Source organism: Hydrogenophaga aromaticivorans, from assembly GCF_013387465.1.
GTDB classification, from domain to species: Bacteria; Pseudomonadota; Gammaproteobacteria; order Burkholderiales; family Burkholderiaceae_C; genus Hydrogenophaga; species Hydrogenophaga aromaticivorans.
The window spans coordinates 93,128-107,540 of the sequence record NZ_VYGV01000027.1 but is presented as its reverse complement, the minus strand read 5'-3'; the positions used below and the strand labels follow the sequence as shown (position 1 = coordinate 107,540).

12 protein-coding genes are annotated in these 14,413 nt (G+C 65.9%); 5 read left to right on the top strand and 7 right to left on the bottom strand.

Annotation, left to right across the window (positions count from 1 at the left end; all coding sequences use genetic code 11):
• Window positions 1–46: 46 nt before the first annotated feature.
• Window positions 47–1,567 (bottom strand): aminotransferase-like domain-containing protein, encoded by a 1,521-nt coding sequence (locus tag F3K02_RS25035; RefSeq protein ID WP_177139127.1) that lies wholly within the window; start codon window positions 1,565–1,567, stop codon window positions 47–49.
• A gap of 195 nt (window positions 1,568–1,762) precedes the next feature.
• On the opposite strand from F3K02_RS25035, the gene F3K02_RS25030 reads away from it, so the two are divergent.
• A complete protein-coding gene (locus F3K02_RS25030; protein WP_177139125.1) occupies window positions 1,763–2,131 on the top strand; it encodes a DUF2917 domain-containing protein in 369 nt (122 codons plus the stop codon).
• A gap of 19 nt (window positions 2,132–2,150) precedes the next feature.
• Here F3K02_RS25030 and F3K02_RS25025 read toward each other — a convergent pair whose 3' ends face one another.
• The 3 genes from F3K02_RS25025 to F3K02_RS25015 all read right to left on the bottom strand — a co-directional run bounded on the left by F3K02_RS25025 (window position 2,151) and on the right by F3K02_RS25015 (window position 7,764).
• Entirely contained in the window at window positions 2,151–5,471 is a 3,321-nt protein-coding gene (locus tag F3K02_RS25025; RefSeq protein ID WP_177139123.1) for a two-component regulator propeller domain-containing protein, read from the bottom strand.
• Window positions 5,472–5,635: 164 nt separating this feature from the next.
• Complete coding sequence (locus tag F3K02_RS25020) at window positions 5,636–6,454, bottom strand: alpha/beta fold hydrolase (RefSeq protein WP_177139121.1); 819 nt, start codon at window positions 6,452–6,454, stop codon at window positions 5,636–5,638.
• A 2-nt stretch (window positions 6,455–6,456) separates the two neighbouring features.
• Window positions 6,457–7,764: an O-acetylhomoserine aminocarboxypropyltransferase gene (locus tag F3K02_RS25015; RefSeq protein WP_177139119.1), complete on the bottom strand. Its 1,308-nt coding sequence runs from the start codon at window positions 7,762–7,764 to the stop codon at window positions 6,457–6,459.
• A gap of 132 nt (window positions 7,765–7,896) precedes the next feature.
• Between F3K02_RS25015 and F3K02_RS25010 the strand changes: the two genes are divergently transcribed.
• Complete coding sequence (locus F3K02_RS25010; RefSeq protein WP_177139117.1) at window positions 7,897–8,364, top strand: CBS domain-containing protein; 468 nt, start codon at window positions 7,897–7,899, stop codon at window positions 8,362–8,364.
• A 68-nt stretch (window positions 8,365–8,432) separates the two neighbouring features.
• Here F3K02_RS25010 and F3K02_RS25005 read toward each other — a convergent pair whose 3' ends face one another.
• Window positions 8,433–9,650: a polyhydroxyalkanoate depolymerase gene (locus F3K02_RS25005; protein ID WP_177139115.1), complete on the bottom strand. Its 1,218-nt coding sequence runs from the start codon at window positions 9,648–9,650 to the stop codon at window positions 8,433–8,435.
• A gap of 134 nt (window positions 9,651–9,784) precedes the next feature.
• Between F3K02_RS25005 and F3K02_RS25000 the strand changes: the two genes are divergently transcribed.
• Complete coding sequence (locus tag F3K02_RS25000; protein ID WP_177139114.1) at window positions 9,785–10,441, top strand: glutathione S-transferase; 657 nt, start codon at window positions 9,785–9,787, stop codon at window positions 10,439–10,441.
• A gap of 127 nt (window positions 10,442–10,568) precedes the next feature.
• On the opposite strand, the gene F3K02_RS24995 is transcribed toward F3K02_RS25000, so the two are convergent.
• Window positions 10,569–10,997 (bottom strand): cupin domain-containing protein, encoded by a 429-nt coding sequence (locus tag F3K02_RS24995; RefSeq protein WP_177139113.1) that lies wholly within the window; start codon window positions 10,995–10,997, stop codon window positions 10,569–10,571.
• 185 nt (window positions 10,998–11,182) lie between these two features.
• Here F3K02_RS24995 and aroC point away from each other — a divergent pair, with 185 nt between their 5' ends.
• Both aroC and F3K02_RS24985 read left to right on the top strand, forming a co-directional pair.
• The gene (gene aroC, locus F3K02_RS24990) at window positions 11,183–12,283 is read left to right on the top strand and encodes a chorismate synthase (protein WP_177139112.1); all 1,101 of its coding nucleotides are present in this window, start codon (window positions 11,183–11,185) and stop codon (window positions 12,281–12,283) included.
• Window positions 12,276–13,442 carry an MFS transporter gene (locus F3K02_RS24985; RefSeq protein ID WP_343067160.1) on the top strand — a complete coding sequence of 389 codons (1,167 nt, stop codon included), beginning with the start codon at window positions 12,276–12,278 and terminating at the stop codon, window positions 13,440–13,442. The genes aroC and F3K02_RS24985 overlap by 8 nt, the downstream gene beginning before the upstream one ends.
• Before the next feature lie 7 nt (window positions 13,443–13,449).
• Here F3K02_RS24985 and F3K02_RS24980 read toward each other — a convergent pair whose 3' ends face one another.
• On the bottom strand, window positions 13,450–14,235 hold the full coding sequence (locus F3K02_RS24980; protein WP_343067159.1) for an IclR family transcriptional regulator domain-containing protein: 786 nt from the start codon (window positions 14,233–14,235) through the stop codon (window positions 13,450–13,452).
• Window positions 14,236–14,413: the final 178 nt, after the last annotated feature.

Below are 14,413 nucleotides of genomic sequence, written 5' to 3'. Positions count from 1 at the left end.
TGCGGGCGGTGGAACGCGGGTGCTGGTTTTCCCGCCGCGCAGTCGCCTAAGCGCGCCGCAACACCGGGGGCGTCGGGCTGGCGGCAGGGCGCTCCAGCATCTGGCGCGCGATCTCGCCGATGCGCGCCAGCGCCTGCATGGTGACGGCGTTCCAGGGGCCCGAGAAGTTCAGCCGCAGGCAGTGGCGGTAGCGGTCGGTGGCGGTGAACAGCTCGCCCGGGCCGAAGGTGATGCCCTCGCTGGCACAGCGTTTGAAGAGGTCCATGCTGGCGATCGCCGGATGCAGCTCCAGCCAGAGCGTGTCGCCCGACGGCGGATTGCTCACCCGCGTTCCCGGGGGGAAGTGGTGGGCGATCAGGTGCCGCGCCTCGTGGCGGCGTTGCCGCATGGACGCCGTGAGGCGGCGCAAGTGGGCTTCGTAGCTGCCCTGGGTCAGCAGATCGGCCAGCGCCTCTTCCAGCACCACGTTGGTGGCGGCGCCCTGCAGGCGCTTGTGGGTGGCGACGGCATCGCGCCAGCGACCGGCCTCGACCCAGCCCAAGCGGATCCCCGGCGTCAGCGTCTTGGCAAACGATCCGCAGACCATGACGTTGCCTTCGGTGTCCCAGGACTTGGCGGCCTTGCGCCGCTCGTCCCCGGACAACAGGTCGTTGAACACCACGTCTTCGATCAAGGGCACCCGCCGCTGGGCCAGCAGGCGCACCAGCCGCTGTTTGGCCGCCAGTGGCATGACCGATCCCAGCGGGTTGGACAGCGTGGGGGCCGCGAGCACGGCCTTGACGGGTTGCGTGTCCAGCGCCAGTTCCAGCGCGGGCAGCGAGAGCCCGGTGGCCGGGTGCGTGGGGATCTCCAGCACCCGCAGGCCCAGGGATTCGATCAGGTCGAGGTAGCCAAAAAAAGTGGGCGATTCGAGCGCCACCACGTCCCCCGGCTGTGTGACCGCGCGCAGGCACAGGCTGACCGCCTGCGTGCAGCTGGCGGTGATCACGATGTCGCTGGCGTCCAGCGCGCAGCCCAGCTGCAGGGCGCGCTGGGCGACCGCCCGACGCAGCGCGGGCCGTCCGGCATCGGCCTTGTTGTATTCGGTCAGGCTGTGCCGGTGCACCCGCGAGGCGCGGCCGATGGCCACCCGCAGACGGTCCTCGTCGAACAGTTCGCTGCTTTGTGGGGTGAAGCCACCAAACGTCGCCCGGTCGCCGGGCTGGTGCAGCATGGCGAAGGCCTCGGAGCGGCTTTGCCGCTCCAGCAGAAAGCTGCGCTGGGGCGGCGCGCTCAGGCCGGGCTGGGCGATGCGCTGGGCGCGGCGCACGAAGTAGCCCGCCTTGGGGCGCGCCTGCACCAGGCCCTGCTCTTCGAGCTGGCGGTAGGCCTGCATCGCGGTGGAGATGGACACACCCTGCGCCAGCGCCGTGGCTCGCACAGACGGCAGGCGCTGACCGACCTTGAACGCACCGCTGTGGATCAGCTGCGCGAGTGTCTGCGCGATCTGCTGGTACAGCGGCAGGGCGGGGACCGGTTCGGCCGACGGGGCCGGACACAGCGCGAGCGGGGAAGGGGGCGCGGGCATGGCGTTTCCATGCTAACCGAGTGCCAGCACACACAAGGCGCCCACGCACGTGGATGACCGGTACAGATGGACCCCAAAGAGACCACACAGATGGCGCGAAAAGCGCGTCTGGTGCACACGAGCTGGGCAATCTGTGTGTCTGTTGCGCCAGGGATCAAACACGGACAGTGGAGCCTCATCCACAGGAGGCCCGCCATGCACCCCACCACCGCCCAGCCCACCCGCTTGTTGCCACGCCAGACCCGCCTCATCCACGCCAGCACCGGCGTGCGTCTGCGGGTGGTCAGCGGCCGCCTCTGGCTGACCCAGCCGAACGTGGCGCAAGATTTGTTTCTCGGTCCCGGCGCCAGCATCGACCTGCTGCAGGACTGGGTGGTGATCGGCGCCGACGCCGAGCCCAGATCGCCGGTGGGGTCACCCGACTCCTACAGCGAGTACCAGTTGGTGCCGTTGGTCCAACCCGCGTCGCGCCCGTCCGCCTGGGTTGTGCTGTGGCGCAGGGGCGCACGGCTGGGCAGGTGGGTCCGCGCGTCGGCCTCGTTCGCTTCGGCGGGAGCGCGTTGAACCCGATTCCGGACCATCCTCAGGCATGTCCCTTCGGTAGCGAGAAATAGAACGTCGCACCAAAGTCAACCGCTCCTTCTGCCCACGCCCGGCCGCCATGCCGGGCGACGATCCTGAAAACGTTGGCCAGACCGATACCGGTGCCCTGAAACTCTTCCATTCGGTGCAGGCGCTGAAAGACGCCGAAGAGCTTGTCGTGGTACCGCATGTCGAAACCGGCGCCGTTGTCCCGCACGAAGACCACGGTTTCGGTGGCCTGGTCAGGCAGGCAGCCGATGGTGATCTCCGCTCGCTCGCGCTTCTGGGTGAATTTCAGGGCGTTCGAGATCAGATTGACCAGCACCACGCGCAACATGGCCCGATCACCGGTGACCACAGGCAGTTCGGCGATGTGCCAGTCGATGTCCCTGCCCTCGGTCTCCGGCGCCATCTCCTGAACGACTTCAGCCACCAGGTCACCCAGGTCCACGGCGGTCTTGCTCATTTCCTGGCGCCCCATCCGCGAGAAGGACAGCAGGTCGTCGATCAGCATGCCCATGCGGCGGGTCGCTCTGGCAATCGTTTCGATGTGCCGCAGGTTGTCTTGATCGAGCATCGGCGCAGCGCTCTCCTTGAGCAGCGTCAGATAGCCGTCGATGTGGCGCAGCGGCGCGCGCAGATCGTGCGAGACAGAGTAGGAAAAGGCCTCCAGCTCCTTGTTCTTCGCGGCCAGTTCGGCCGTGCGCTCGGTCACGTCGCGCTCCAGTTTTTGGCTGTATCGCTTCAGACGCATGACCCGCAGGCGATCACCACCGAACGCCAGGCCCAGCAGGAGCGCCAACAGGAGGCAGAGGAACCACCACGTTGCCCACCACGGTGGCGTGATGGTGACTTTGAGGCTTGTCCCTTGACCGTTCCAGACCCCATCTTCGTTCGAACCCTGCACCCGGAACAGGTATTGCCCCGCAGGCAGGCTGGTATAGACCGCCAACCGTTCGTTGCTGCCCACCTCGCGCCAGTCCTTGTCAAAACCTTCCAGTCTGTAGCGGTACCGGTTCTTGGTCGGCGCGACATAGCTCAAGGCTGAAAACTCGAACGAGAGGCTGTTTTGAAAGTGGGGAAATGTCAGCTCATCCGTTCTGTTGATGTTCTTTGCCAGCACCGGGTCTTGGCCGCCGACCGGCACAGACTTGCCAAACAGCCGGAAATCGGTGAGCACGACCGGCGGTACAAACGGGTTGTCGTCGATGCGGGCGGGGTCGAAGACATTGAAGCCGTTGATGCCGCCGAAATACATCTCGCCGGTCCGCGCGCTCTTGTGGAAGGCGGTGAAAACGTTGAACTCGTTGCTTTGAAGACCGTCCAGCACGTCGTAGTTCCGGAAGGTCTTCGTCCCGGGGTTGAAGCGGGACAGGCCGTTGTTGGTGCTGATCCAGAGGTTGCCCCGCTCGTCTTCCAGGATGCCTTCGATGGTGTTGTTCGGAAGCCCCTCCTTCTGCGTGTAGACCGCCGTGCAGATGCCGTTGATCCGGTCGAAGGCGCACAGGCCGCCGGCGGTGCCCACCCAGAACTGACCGGACCGGTCTTCGAGCAGGACCCGCACAGCGTCGTCGGGCAGGCTGGACAGATCCTTCGGATCGCTCCGGTACCGCTTGAAGGCTTCTGTCGCCGGGTCGAACCGGTTGAGGCCGCCTCCTTCCGTGGCCACCCACAAAGTGTGTGCCCGGTCTTCGTAGATGTCGGTCACCGAACCGCCTCCCAGACTGGCCGGGTTGCCCGGATCGTGCCGGAACTGCCGGAACGTTTCCTTGGCACGATCAAAGCGGTTCAGCCCGTTGTTCCAGCCTCCCGCCCAAAGGACGCCATTGGAGTCGCGGTAGAGCGCGCGGATGATGTCATCGCTGAGCGCCTGGGGGTCATTGGGATTCGTCCTGTAGGCCTTGAAGCGGTTGGTCCTGGGGTCGAAGCCGTTCAGCCCACCGTTGTAGGTGCCGAACCAGAGTGTGCCATCCGGGTCTTCCTGCGTGGCCGTCACCGAACCATTGGAGATGCTGGTCGGATCATTGGGGTCGTTGCGAAAGGTCCGCCAGGTGTTGGACGAGCGATCCCACCGGTTGAGGGTCCGGTCGTTGCCGATCCACACGATGCCGTTGCGGTCCTCGAAGACGGACAGGATGAAGTTGTCGGCCACGCTGTTGGCGTCCTGCCCGTGCCGGTGGCGGGCAAATTTGGGAGGTCGCGTGTAGAGCTTGTTCGCCCCGCCACCCAGGGTGCCCACCCACAGCGTCCCGGAAGGGTCTTCCCAGAACGAGCTGATGAAGTTGTTGCGCAGGCTGTGGGGGTCGGCAGGCTCGTTCCTGTATTGAACAAGGTGGCGCTGAGCCGGGTCGAATTTCAGGACCCCCGCGCCTTCGGTGCCAACCCAAAGCACGGCATGGGCATCCTCATGGACATCCTTGGTCGCACTGAGACTGGCAGCGTCCCGCAAGCCGGTCGTGATGGCCAAACGTGTGAATTGGCCGGTGCGGCGATCCAGTGACATCAGGCCGCCATCGGTCAGAACCCAAAACCTCCCCGCACGGTCTTCGTGCATGCCATGCACACGGGGGCTCGGTAGCGTGTGCGGATCGTTGGGGCGCGATGGGTACCGGGTGATCCGGCCCGTGACCGGGTCCAGCCGGTTGAGTCCCGCGTCCGCCGTTCCGATCCAGAGCATCCGTTCCGAATCCTGATACAGGCTTTCGATGTTGTTGCTGCTCAGGCTGTCGGCGTCCCGGGGGATGTGCCGGAAGTAGGTCACAGCGCCTGTCGCGAGATCAAGCCGGTTCAGACCGCTGTCGGTGGTGCCCACCCACAGCACGCCCTCTGGATCCTCGTACACGCTCCCTTCTGAAATGCTGTTGCTGCTCAGACTGCTGGGATTCCCCGGGTCGTGGCGGTAGTGCGTGAAGGTTTCCGTCGCCGGGTCAAACCGGTCCACCCCTCCGCCGGTGGTTCCCAGCCACAACACGCCACCACGTCCCGGCCGGATGGCGACCACGGTGTTGTGGCCCAGGCTGTTGGGGTTGTTGCGATCGAACCGGAAGTTTCGAAAGGTGTAGCCGTCGTAGCGGCTCAGACCGTCACCAGTGGCGAACCACAGGAAGCCCTGGGTGTCTTGGGCAATGCCGTACACATTTCCCGAGGGCAATCCCGCTTCTCCAGTGAGGGCCGTGAACTGTGTGTCCTTGCCTGGCGCCACGGACAGTCGCACGGCATCCGGGGCACTGCCGCCATGGGCGGGTGTGGGCACAGGGCCCAGAAGAGCCAGCACCATCAGAAGAGGAACGACCAGCGTTCCTGCGGATGTGCGAGCGTTCATCTCTTTCCGATGTGGTTCGGGTGCAGGCTCTTGTTTACTTCTCGCTACACATTCTTCAGTATTGCAGACCTTTCCGTACTTGACAAATATCACGGATTCCGTGGACGGATCGAGGGCCGCGATGGCGGGAGGCGAGGCTTGTGCGCCCCCGCACCCGCCTGGTTTCAGCGCTTGAGGAAATCGCGGATCGCGAACAGGGTCAGGTCCGGCGTCTCGGTCATCTGGTGATGGCCGACCGGCAGGGTCACGACCTGCACGGCTTTGCCTGCGGCCTGGGCGGCCTTGATCAGTCCTTGCGCCGCCTTGGGCTGGGTCATCTGGTCCACCCCACCCAGCAGGAACAGCACCGGGCAGGTGAGCGCGGCCATGGCCGCCTCGCCGCCCGCATACCGGTCGCAGGCCACGAAGCCGCGGTGGAACACATTCACCTTCGGGTTGCTGGCCAGCACGCGTTTGCCCAGCGCCATGCTGGCGCCGTAGACCCAGGTCCCCGGGCCGAGCGCCGAGGGCGGCGCGGCGAGGGTGGAGCGCGAGAACACGTTGACCATGGTCAGCGCTTTCATAGGCTCGTTCAGCGAAGCCTCGATCAGCGCGGGCGACACCTTCATGGGGTAGGCTGTGCCCACCAGCACCAGGTGGCTCACGCGGTCTTTCAGCCGGGACGCGGCTTCGAGCGCGATCAGCGAGCCCCAGCTGTGGCCGACCAGCGCGGCGGACGGCACACCCGCCGCGTCGAGCAGGGCGGCGATGAAGTCCGCGGCTTCTTCGACGGAAGACGGCGCTTCGCCGCCACTCTTGCAATGGCCGGGCAGGTCCACCGCCAGCACGTTGAAGCCGTGGTTGGCGAGGTAGCGTGTCTGCAGGATCCACACGCTGTGGTCGTTGAGCACGCCGTGGATGAAGACCACGGTGGGTTTGGCGGCATCGAAGGCTTTGCCGCCGGTGTAGCAGTAGGTGCTGGCGCCGTTGACGGTGAGGTACATGTTCAGACCCCCGCTTTCTCGGCGGCCTTGAGCGCGCGCTTGAGGTCGTCGATCAGGTCGTCCGGGTCTTCGAGCCCGATGGACAGACGGATGGTTCCCGGGCCGATGCCGGCGCCGGCCAGCGCCTCGTCGCTCATGCGGAAGTGCGTGGTGCTGGCCGGGTGGATCACCAGCGAGCGGCAGTCGCCCACGTTGGCCAGGTGGCTGAAGATCTTGAGCGCTTCGATGAAAGCCTTGCCCTGTTCGCGCGAGCCTTTGATGTCGAAGCTGAACACCGCGCCCGCGCCTTTCGCCCCGTGCTTCAGCAGCTTCTGCGCCAGCGCGTGGCTGGGGTGCGTTTCCAGCAGCGGGTGGCCCACCCGGCCCACCAGCGGGTGGCTGGCCAGGAAGCTCACGACCTGCTCGGTGTTGCTCATGTGGCGCTCCATGCGCAGCGACAAGGTCTCCAGCCCCTGCAGGATCAGCCAGGCGCTGTGCGGCGAGAGGCAGGCGCCGAAATCGCGCAGACCCTCGCGGCGCGCGCGCAGCAGGAAAGCGCCCACGGTGCTTTCTTCGCTGAAGGTCATGCCGTGGAAGCCGTCGTAAGGCTCGGTCAGCTCAGGAAACAGCCCGCTGGCGTCCCAGTCGAAGCTGCCGCCGTCCACCACCACGCCACCGATCACGGTGCCATGGCCGCTGAGGAACTTGGTGGCCGAGTGGTAGATGAGGTCGGCGCCGTGTTCGAAGGGTTTGATGAGGTAGGGCGTGGTCAGCGTGCTGTCCACCAGCAGCGGCACTTTCGCTTCGTGCGCGATCTGCGCCACGGTCGGCATGTCCAGCACGTCCAGGCCCGGGTTGCCCACGGTTTCGCCGAACAGCAACCGGGTGTTGGGCCGCACGGCCGCTTTCCAGCCGTCGATGTCGCCGGGCTTCACGAAGGTCGTTTCAATGCCGAAGCGGCGCAGCGTGTAGTGCAGCAGGTTCTGGCTGCCGCCGTAGAGCGCCGTGCTGGCGACGATGTGTGAACCCGCGCCCATGAGGGTGGCGATGCTCAGGTGCAGCGCGGCCTGGCCGCTGGCGACCGAGATGGCGCCGATGCCGCCTTCGAGCGCGGCCATGCGCTGTTCGAACACCGCGTTGGTCGGGTTGCTGATGCGGCTGTAGACGTGGCCGGCGCGCTCCAGGTTGAACAGGGCGGCCGCGTGGTCGCTGGACTCGAAGACGAACGAGGTGGTGAGGTGGATCGGCACCGCGCGCGCGCCGGTGGCGTCGGGCGTGGCGCCGGCGTGCAGCGCCAGCGTGTCAAAGCCGGGGTCGGAATAGCCGGGCATGGGGTCTGTCTCCTGTGGGGTTCGAATGCGTCCGCATCGGGTTGAATGCGGTGGTTTTCGGGTTTATTGTGGGCTATATTCCCATGCATGCCAGACCGGCTGGCGACACCAAACACTCCGAGGAGAACGGCGATGAAAGTCAGTGACATCCTGCGCGTCAAGGGCGGAACCCTCTACACCTGCCACCCCGACGACACGCTGATCCAGTCGGCGGCCACCATGGCCCAGTTCGACATCGGATCGCTGGCCGTCATGGAACACGGCGAGCTGGTGGGCATGTTGACCTTCCGGGAAGTGATCCACACGCTGGCCAAGAACAATGGCGTGCTCGGGACCCGCGCGGTGCGCGCCGTGATGGACGACCACCCCATGAGCTGTACCCCCGAGACCGAACTCGACGAAGTGCGCCCGCTCATGCTGGAGCGCCACACCCGCTACATGCCGGTGATGGACAACAAGATGCTCATGGGCGTGATCAGCTTCTACGACGTCGCCAAGGCCGTTGTCGACAGCCAGAACTTCGAGAACAAGATGCTCAAGGCCTACATCCGCGACTGGCCGGAAGACGAAACCGGCAAGACCGAACCGAACTTCCCTTGAGCACCAGTTCCTCTCCAAGCAAAACGCCCCGCATGCCGGGGCGTTTTGCGTTCAGGCACTGAGGGGTTTTATCCCTGGCTGGCGTGGATGTGGTCGCGCACCCGCGGGTAAATCTGCTGGTTCCACCGGCGACCGCTGAAGACACCGTAGTGGCCCACGCCGGTCTGGATGTGGTGGGTTTTCAGGTAAGGGCGCACGTTCGGGCACAGGTCCTGCGCGGCGACCGTCTGGCCCACCGAGCAGATGTCGTCGCGCTCACCCTCGACCGTCATCAGCGCGGTGCGGCGGATCGCGGCCGGGTTCACGGTGCGACCCTGGTAGGTCAGCACGCCGCGCGGCAGGTCGTAGGTCTGGAACACCTTTTCCACCGTCTCCAGGTAGAACTCGGCCGGCAGGTCGTTCACCGCGAGGTATTCCTCGTAGAAGTCCTGTATCACCTGGGCTTCTTCAACGCGGCCTTCTTGCAGATGGTCGTAGATGTTGCGGAACGACTGCTTGTGGCGCTCCGGGTTCATGCTGATGAAGGCCGAGAGCTGCACGAAACCGGGGTACACGCGGCGCATGAAGCCAGCGTGCGGCAGCGGCACGTGGCTGATCAGGTTCTTCTCGAACCAGGTGATCGGTTGGCTGGTGGCCAGCTTGTTGACCTCGGTCGGGTTGACGCGGCAGTCCACCGGACCGGCCATCAGCGTGAGGCTGCGCGGCTGGGCCGGGTTGTCGTCTTCGGCCATGACGGCCGTGGCGGCCAGCGCGGCCACGCAGGGCTGGCACACGGCGATCATGTGGCTGCCTTCGCCCACGGCTTCGGTGAAGCGGATCAGGTAGCTGATGTAGTCGTCCAGGCTGAAGCCGCCGTGCAGCAGCGAGACGTCGCGCGCGTTGTGCCAGTCGGTGATGTAGACGTCGTGGTCCTGCAGCAGGGTGCGCGCGGTTTCGCGCAGCAGCGTGGCGAAGTGGCCCGAGAGCGGCGCGGCGAGCAGGACTCTGGGTTGTTCCGGCAGGCTGGGGTCGTCCTTGCGAAAGCGCAGCAGGGTGCCGAAGGGCAGGGTGAGCACGGTCTCTTCAACCACCGGGATCTCGGTTTCGCCCACCGTCACCGAATGGATGTTGTACGGCGGGCGCGAATGCGTGAGCCGCAGGCGCGACAGCACATCGCAGGCGGCGGCCACCTTGCGCACCACCGTGCGCTCGGTCTTTTGGATCCAGAGCGATGCGCTCAGATGCTGGGCAGCCAGACGCAGCGGCGACACCAGGTCGGACTGGAGTTGGTAGGCCTGATACAGCATGAGGTTCTTTCCTGTTGGATGGGCTGTGTGCAGGCAAGGAACGGGCCAGAACCGCTGCACCCTGCTGGTGCGCCCGCGATGCACAAAGGTGGCACAGGGATTGCTGCAACCCTGGCACTCACGAGGAGCATTCCATGGCCAAAGCGGTTCTCACGATCAGCAGCAAGAATTACGGCGCCTGGGCCTTGCGCGGCTGGCTGATGGCGAAGCTGGCCAAGCTGGAGTTCACCGAGCACATCATCTCGCCCGACGACCCGGCCATGAAAGCCGAGATGCTGCTGCTCTCGGCCTCGATGCGTGTGCCCTCGCTGGACCACGACGGCGTGCACGTGTGGGACACGCTCGCCATCGGCGAATACCTCAACGAGATCAAGCCCAAGGCGGGGCTGCTGCCGGCCGACCGCGCGGCCCGCGCGCACTGCCGCGCTATCTGCGGCGAGATGCATTCGGGCTTCAGTGCCATGCGCTCGTCGCTGCCCATGAACATCAAGGCGCATTTCCCGGGCTTCAAGCTCTGGTCGCGTGCACAGACCGACATCGACCGCATCGAGATCATCTGGCAGGAATGCCTGGAAAAATACGGCGGCCCGTTCCTGTTCGGCGCCAAACCCTGCATCGCCGACGCGATGTTCGCGCCGGTGGTCACGCGCTTCATCACCTACGAGGTGGCGCTCGATCCGGCCTGTGTCGCTTATTGCGACACCATCATGGATATCCCCGCCATGAAGGAATGGGTCAAGGCAGCCGAAGAAGAGCCCGACGAAATCGACGAGCTCGACGCGGAGTTCTGAGTCACCCCCGCGCCGCGCCTATGGGCGCGTCACCCCCTCAAGGGGGCAACGCTGGCGGCCCGGCGAAGCCGGTTCCGCGGCGTTCTGGGTGAAGGCCTTTCGCGCCGGAGATTCCTCGCTCATCGCTTCAGGGTTCGGTCCATTGCGTCGGCGCCGGGATCTCGCACACCGGGTCGACCGGCACCGACTTGAAATCCGCCGGCGAGACGATCTCCAGGTACTCCATGTCGGGGGAGTAGTCGAACAGGTAGTGGCGGATGCCCGGGCGCTGGTGCACCACGTCGCCGGCTTCCACCAGGGTCACCTGGTCTTCGTACATGAACTTGGCCCAGCCCTTGGTCATGATCACGATCTGGAAATCGGCCTCGTGGATGTGCCAGCCCGTGCCGCCGTCGGGCGGCAGGTTGGCTTTCACCAGGTGCGCGACCACCTTGCCGTGCGTGGCGGCGGCGATGCCCAGGTCGCGGTAAAGGAAAAAGTCGCGCAAACCGCCGCGAATGAACTCGGTTTCACCGGGTTTGACGTGGGAGAACAGGGTGGTGGTTCGGTCCAGCATGGGGCGCTCCTGTCGGTGGAATGCAAGCGGATTGTTGCAATGCAGCACAAAGCATGAAGCGTTCCATTGGCCTTTTGGCTTTGATGGGTACCAGGGTGCACCGAAAGCCGTTGGCGGGCGCACCAAGCTGGGCGCCGCAGCACCATCCCGGCACCCGCGCGGCCCTCTGGGATAATCCGTCCACTATGAGCGGCAACACCTTCGGCACCCTGTTTTGCGTCACCAACTTCGGTGAATCCCACGGCCCGGCCATTGGCTGCGTGATCGACGGTTGCCCGCCCGGCATGGCCTTGTCCGAGGCGGATATCCAGACCGATCTGGACCGCCGCCGCCCCGGCACGTCGAAATTCGTCACCCAGCGCAACGAGCCCGACGCGGTGGAAATCCTCAGCGGCGTGTACGAGGGCAAGACCACCGGCACGCCGATCGCCCTGCTGATCCGCAACACCGACCAGCGCAGCAAGGACTACGGCAACATCCTGCAGACCTTCCGCCCCGGTCATGCCGACTACACCTACTGGCAGAAATTCGGCATCCGCGACCCGCGCGGTGGCGGCCGCAGTTCGGCCCGCCTGACCGCGCCCACCGTGGCGGCCGGTGCCGTGGCCAAGAAGTGGCTGAAAGAAAAGTTTGGCACCACGTTCCACGCCTGCATGACGCAGGTGGGCGACGTGGCGGTGGGTTTCGAGAGTTGGGACCACGTGCCCAACAACCCCTTCTTCGCGCCGGTGGCCGACGTGTCGGCCATCGAAACCTTCATGAACGAACTGCGCAAGAGCGGCGACTCCTGCGGCGCGCGCCTGCGCGTGGTGGCGCAGAACATGCCGGTGGGACTGGGCCAGCCGCTGTACGACAAGCTGGATGCCGACATCGCCTACGCCATGATGGGCCTGAACGCCGTCAAGGGCGTGGAGATCGGCGCCGGTTTCGCCAGCGTGACCGACCGGGGCAGCACGCACGGCGACTCGCTCACACCCGGAGGCTTTGTGGGCAACAAGGCCGGTGGCACGCTCGGCGGCATCAGCACCGGGCAGGACCTGGACGTGTCGATCGCCATCAAGCCCACCAGCTCGATCCTGATCCCGCGCGATTCGATAGACGTGTCGGGCGCACCCACCGAAGTCATCACCAAAGGCCGCCACGACCCCTGCGTCGGCATCCGCGCCGCGCCCATCATGGAAGCGCTGCTCGCGCTGGTGGTGATGGACCACGCGCTGCGGCACCGTGCGCAGTGTGGCGACGTGCATGTGGACACGCCGGACATCGCTGCGGCCTCGCGTGGCTGAAAGAAAACAGCTTCTTCCTTTTGCAGCCCTGTCCGCGAGCTATTTCGCGCACATCGGCTTCTTCAATCCCTACCTGCCGCTCTGGCTGAAAGAGCTGGGCTTCGGCCTGATCGCCATCAGTGTGCTGACCTCGGTGCAGTCGGCCACGCGCCTGTTTGCGCCCTACGCCTGGGGCACGCTGAGCGACCGCACCGGCGAGCGCGTGAAGCTGCTGCGCTACGGCGCCACGGTGGCGCTGCTGCTCTCCATCGGGCTGTGGTTTCCGCTCGGCGGCGTGGCGCTGTTCACCGTGCTGCTGTTCATGTTCACCCACACCAGCGCCATGATGCCGATGAGCGAAGCCGCGCTGGCGCACCTGGTGAGCCAGGGCGGCGCGTTCGACGCCCGGCGCTACGGCCGCGTGCGGCTCTGGGGTTCGCTGGGTTTTCTGCTCACGGTGGTGGTGGCGGGCTGGTGGTTCGAGCGTTTCGGCATGGGCCACTTCCCCGCCTGGACCCTGGGCACGCTCGCCGCGGTGACCGCGAGTGTCTGGTTGCTGCCCGACTTCAAGGAAGCCGCGCACTTTGAGGCCGATCACCCCGACATGTGGCCCGTGCTGCGCCAGCCGCCGGTGCGCTGGTTCTTTGCGGCCGTGTTCTTCCATGTGCTCGCGCACATCTTCATCTATGTCTTTTTCTCGCTCTACCTGGACTCGCTGGGTTACAGCAAGACCGTGATCGGACTCTTGTGGGCGGTGTCGGTGGTGATCGAGATCGGCTGGTTCTTCACGCAAGGGCGCTGGCTGCCGCTGATCTCGCTCACCGGCTGGCTGGCGCTGGCCGCGGTGCTGATGGCCCTGCGCATGGGGCTCACCGCCGGCCTGCCGCTGGTGTGGCCGCTGTTGTTGCTGGCGCAGGCGTTGCACGCCATCACCTTCGCCGCGCACCACACGGTCTGCATCGCGCTGCTCTCGCACCATTTCCCGGGCCGTCTGCGCGGGCGCGGCCAGGCGCTTTACACCGTGATCGGCTACGGCTTGCCCGGGGTCATGGGCGGACTGGGTGGCGGGTTGCTCAGTTCAGCCTTCGGCCTGGCCAGCGTGTTCTGGCTCTCGGCGGCCTGTGCGCTGGTGGCCACGGGTTGCGCGTTGCGGCTGCGGGCGTTGGAGCACCGGGTCTAGGTCGGGCCTAAATCAGCGGGCGCATCACCCGCGCCGCGTCCTGCAGCACCGGCAGCACGCGCTTCACGGCGTCTTCGGCCACCTCCTGGTTGATCGGCATCGTGATGCTGATGGCGCCGTGCACATCGTTGTTGCGGTCCAGCAGGGGCACGGCGATGCCGCGGTAGTTCAGCTCCATCTGCTGCTCGGACAGCGCCCAGCCCTGGCGCCGCACCCGCGCCAGTTCGCTGCGCAGTTGTTCGGGGCTGGAGATGGTGTAGGGCGTGTAGGTGCGCAGCGTGTGCTGTGCGATCCAGGCGTCGGACGCGGTTTCCCCCATGGCCGCAAGGATGGCCGAGCCCGCGGCCGTCACCTGCGCCTGCACGCGCGAACCCAGCATGTAGCCGGTGTTCATGTGACGGTGGGCGCCACTGCGGGCGATGTACACGGTGTCGCCTCCGTCGAGCACGCCGAGGTAGGCCACCTCCTGCGTGCCACCCGCGATGCGCTGCAGAAAGGGCTGCACCAGCCTCGGCAGCCGCGCCGATTCCAGGTAGGCGTGGCCCAGGCGCAGGATGCGCGGCGTGAGCCAGAACAGCTTGCCGTCGGTGCCCACATAGCCCAGGTGGGCCAGCGTCAGCAGGTAGCGCCGCGCGGCGGTGCGCGTGAGGCCGCAGCGCGCGCCGGCCTGGCTGGCGGTGAGCCGCGGGAACTGGTCGTCAAACGCCTCGATGATCGAGAGGCCTTTTTCCAGGCCGGCGATCCAGTCGCGTTTTTCGAGAACGGGGGTGTGGCCGGCAAGGGGGTCGTTCACGGTGGGGTGGGTGTTTGAGGGATTCAGGGAAAACCCTTGCATCGTTCGGTCATCGCTCGGGTATGTTCGATTATCGAACCATCGTGCGGCCGAGAACCAAGGAAATCCCCCAGCCTGCCCCTACAGTGGCCGGGCGCAGAATGAGCCGTTTTGCGTGTGCACGGCCGTGCCCCATCGC

Excerpts from the sequence above, each read along its gene's own strand:
- F3K02_RS25035 (WP_177139127.1), bottom strand. The coding sequence starts at position 1,567 with ATGCCCGCGCCCCCTTCCCCGCTCGCGCTGTGTCCGGCCCCGTCGGCC.
- F3K02_RS25030 (WP_177139125.1), top strand. The coding sequence starts at position 1,763 with ATGCACCCCACCACCGCCCAGCCCACCCGCTTGTTGCCACGCCAGACC.
- F3K02_RS25025 (WP_177139123.1), bottom strand. The coding sequence starts at position 5,471 with ATGAACGCTCGCACATCCGCAGGAACGCTGGTCGTTCCTCTTCTGATG.
- F3K02_RS25020 (WP_177139121.1), bottom strand. The coding sequence starts at position 6,454 with ATGTACCTCACCGTCAACGGCGCCAGCACCTACTGCTACACCGGCGGC.
- F3K02_RS25015 (WP_177139119.1), bottom strand. The coding sequence starts at position 7,764 with ATGCCCGGCTATTCCGACCCCGGCTTTGACACGCTGGCGCTGCACGCC.
- F3K02_RS25010 (WP_177139117.1), top strand. The coding sequence starts at position 7,897 with ATGAAAGTCAGTGACATCCTGCGCGTCAAGGGCGGAACCCTCTACACC.
- F3K02_RS25005 (WP_177139115.1), bottom strand. The coding sequence starts at position 9,650 with ATGCTGTATCAGGCCTACCAACTCCAGTCCGACCTGGTGTCGCCGCTG.
- F3K02_RS25000 (WP_177139114.1), top strand. The coding sequence starts at position 9,785 with ATGGCCAAAGCGGTTCTCACGATCAGCAGCAAGAATTACGGCGCCTGG.
- F3K02_RS24995 (WP_177139113.1), bottom strand. The coding sequence starts at position 10,997 with ATGCTGGACCGAACCACCACCCTGTTCTCCCACGTCAAACCCGGTGAA.
- aroC (WP_177139112.1), top strand. The coding sequence starts at position 11,183 with ATGAGCGGCAACACCTTCGGCACCCTGTTTTGCGTCACCAACTTCGGT.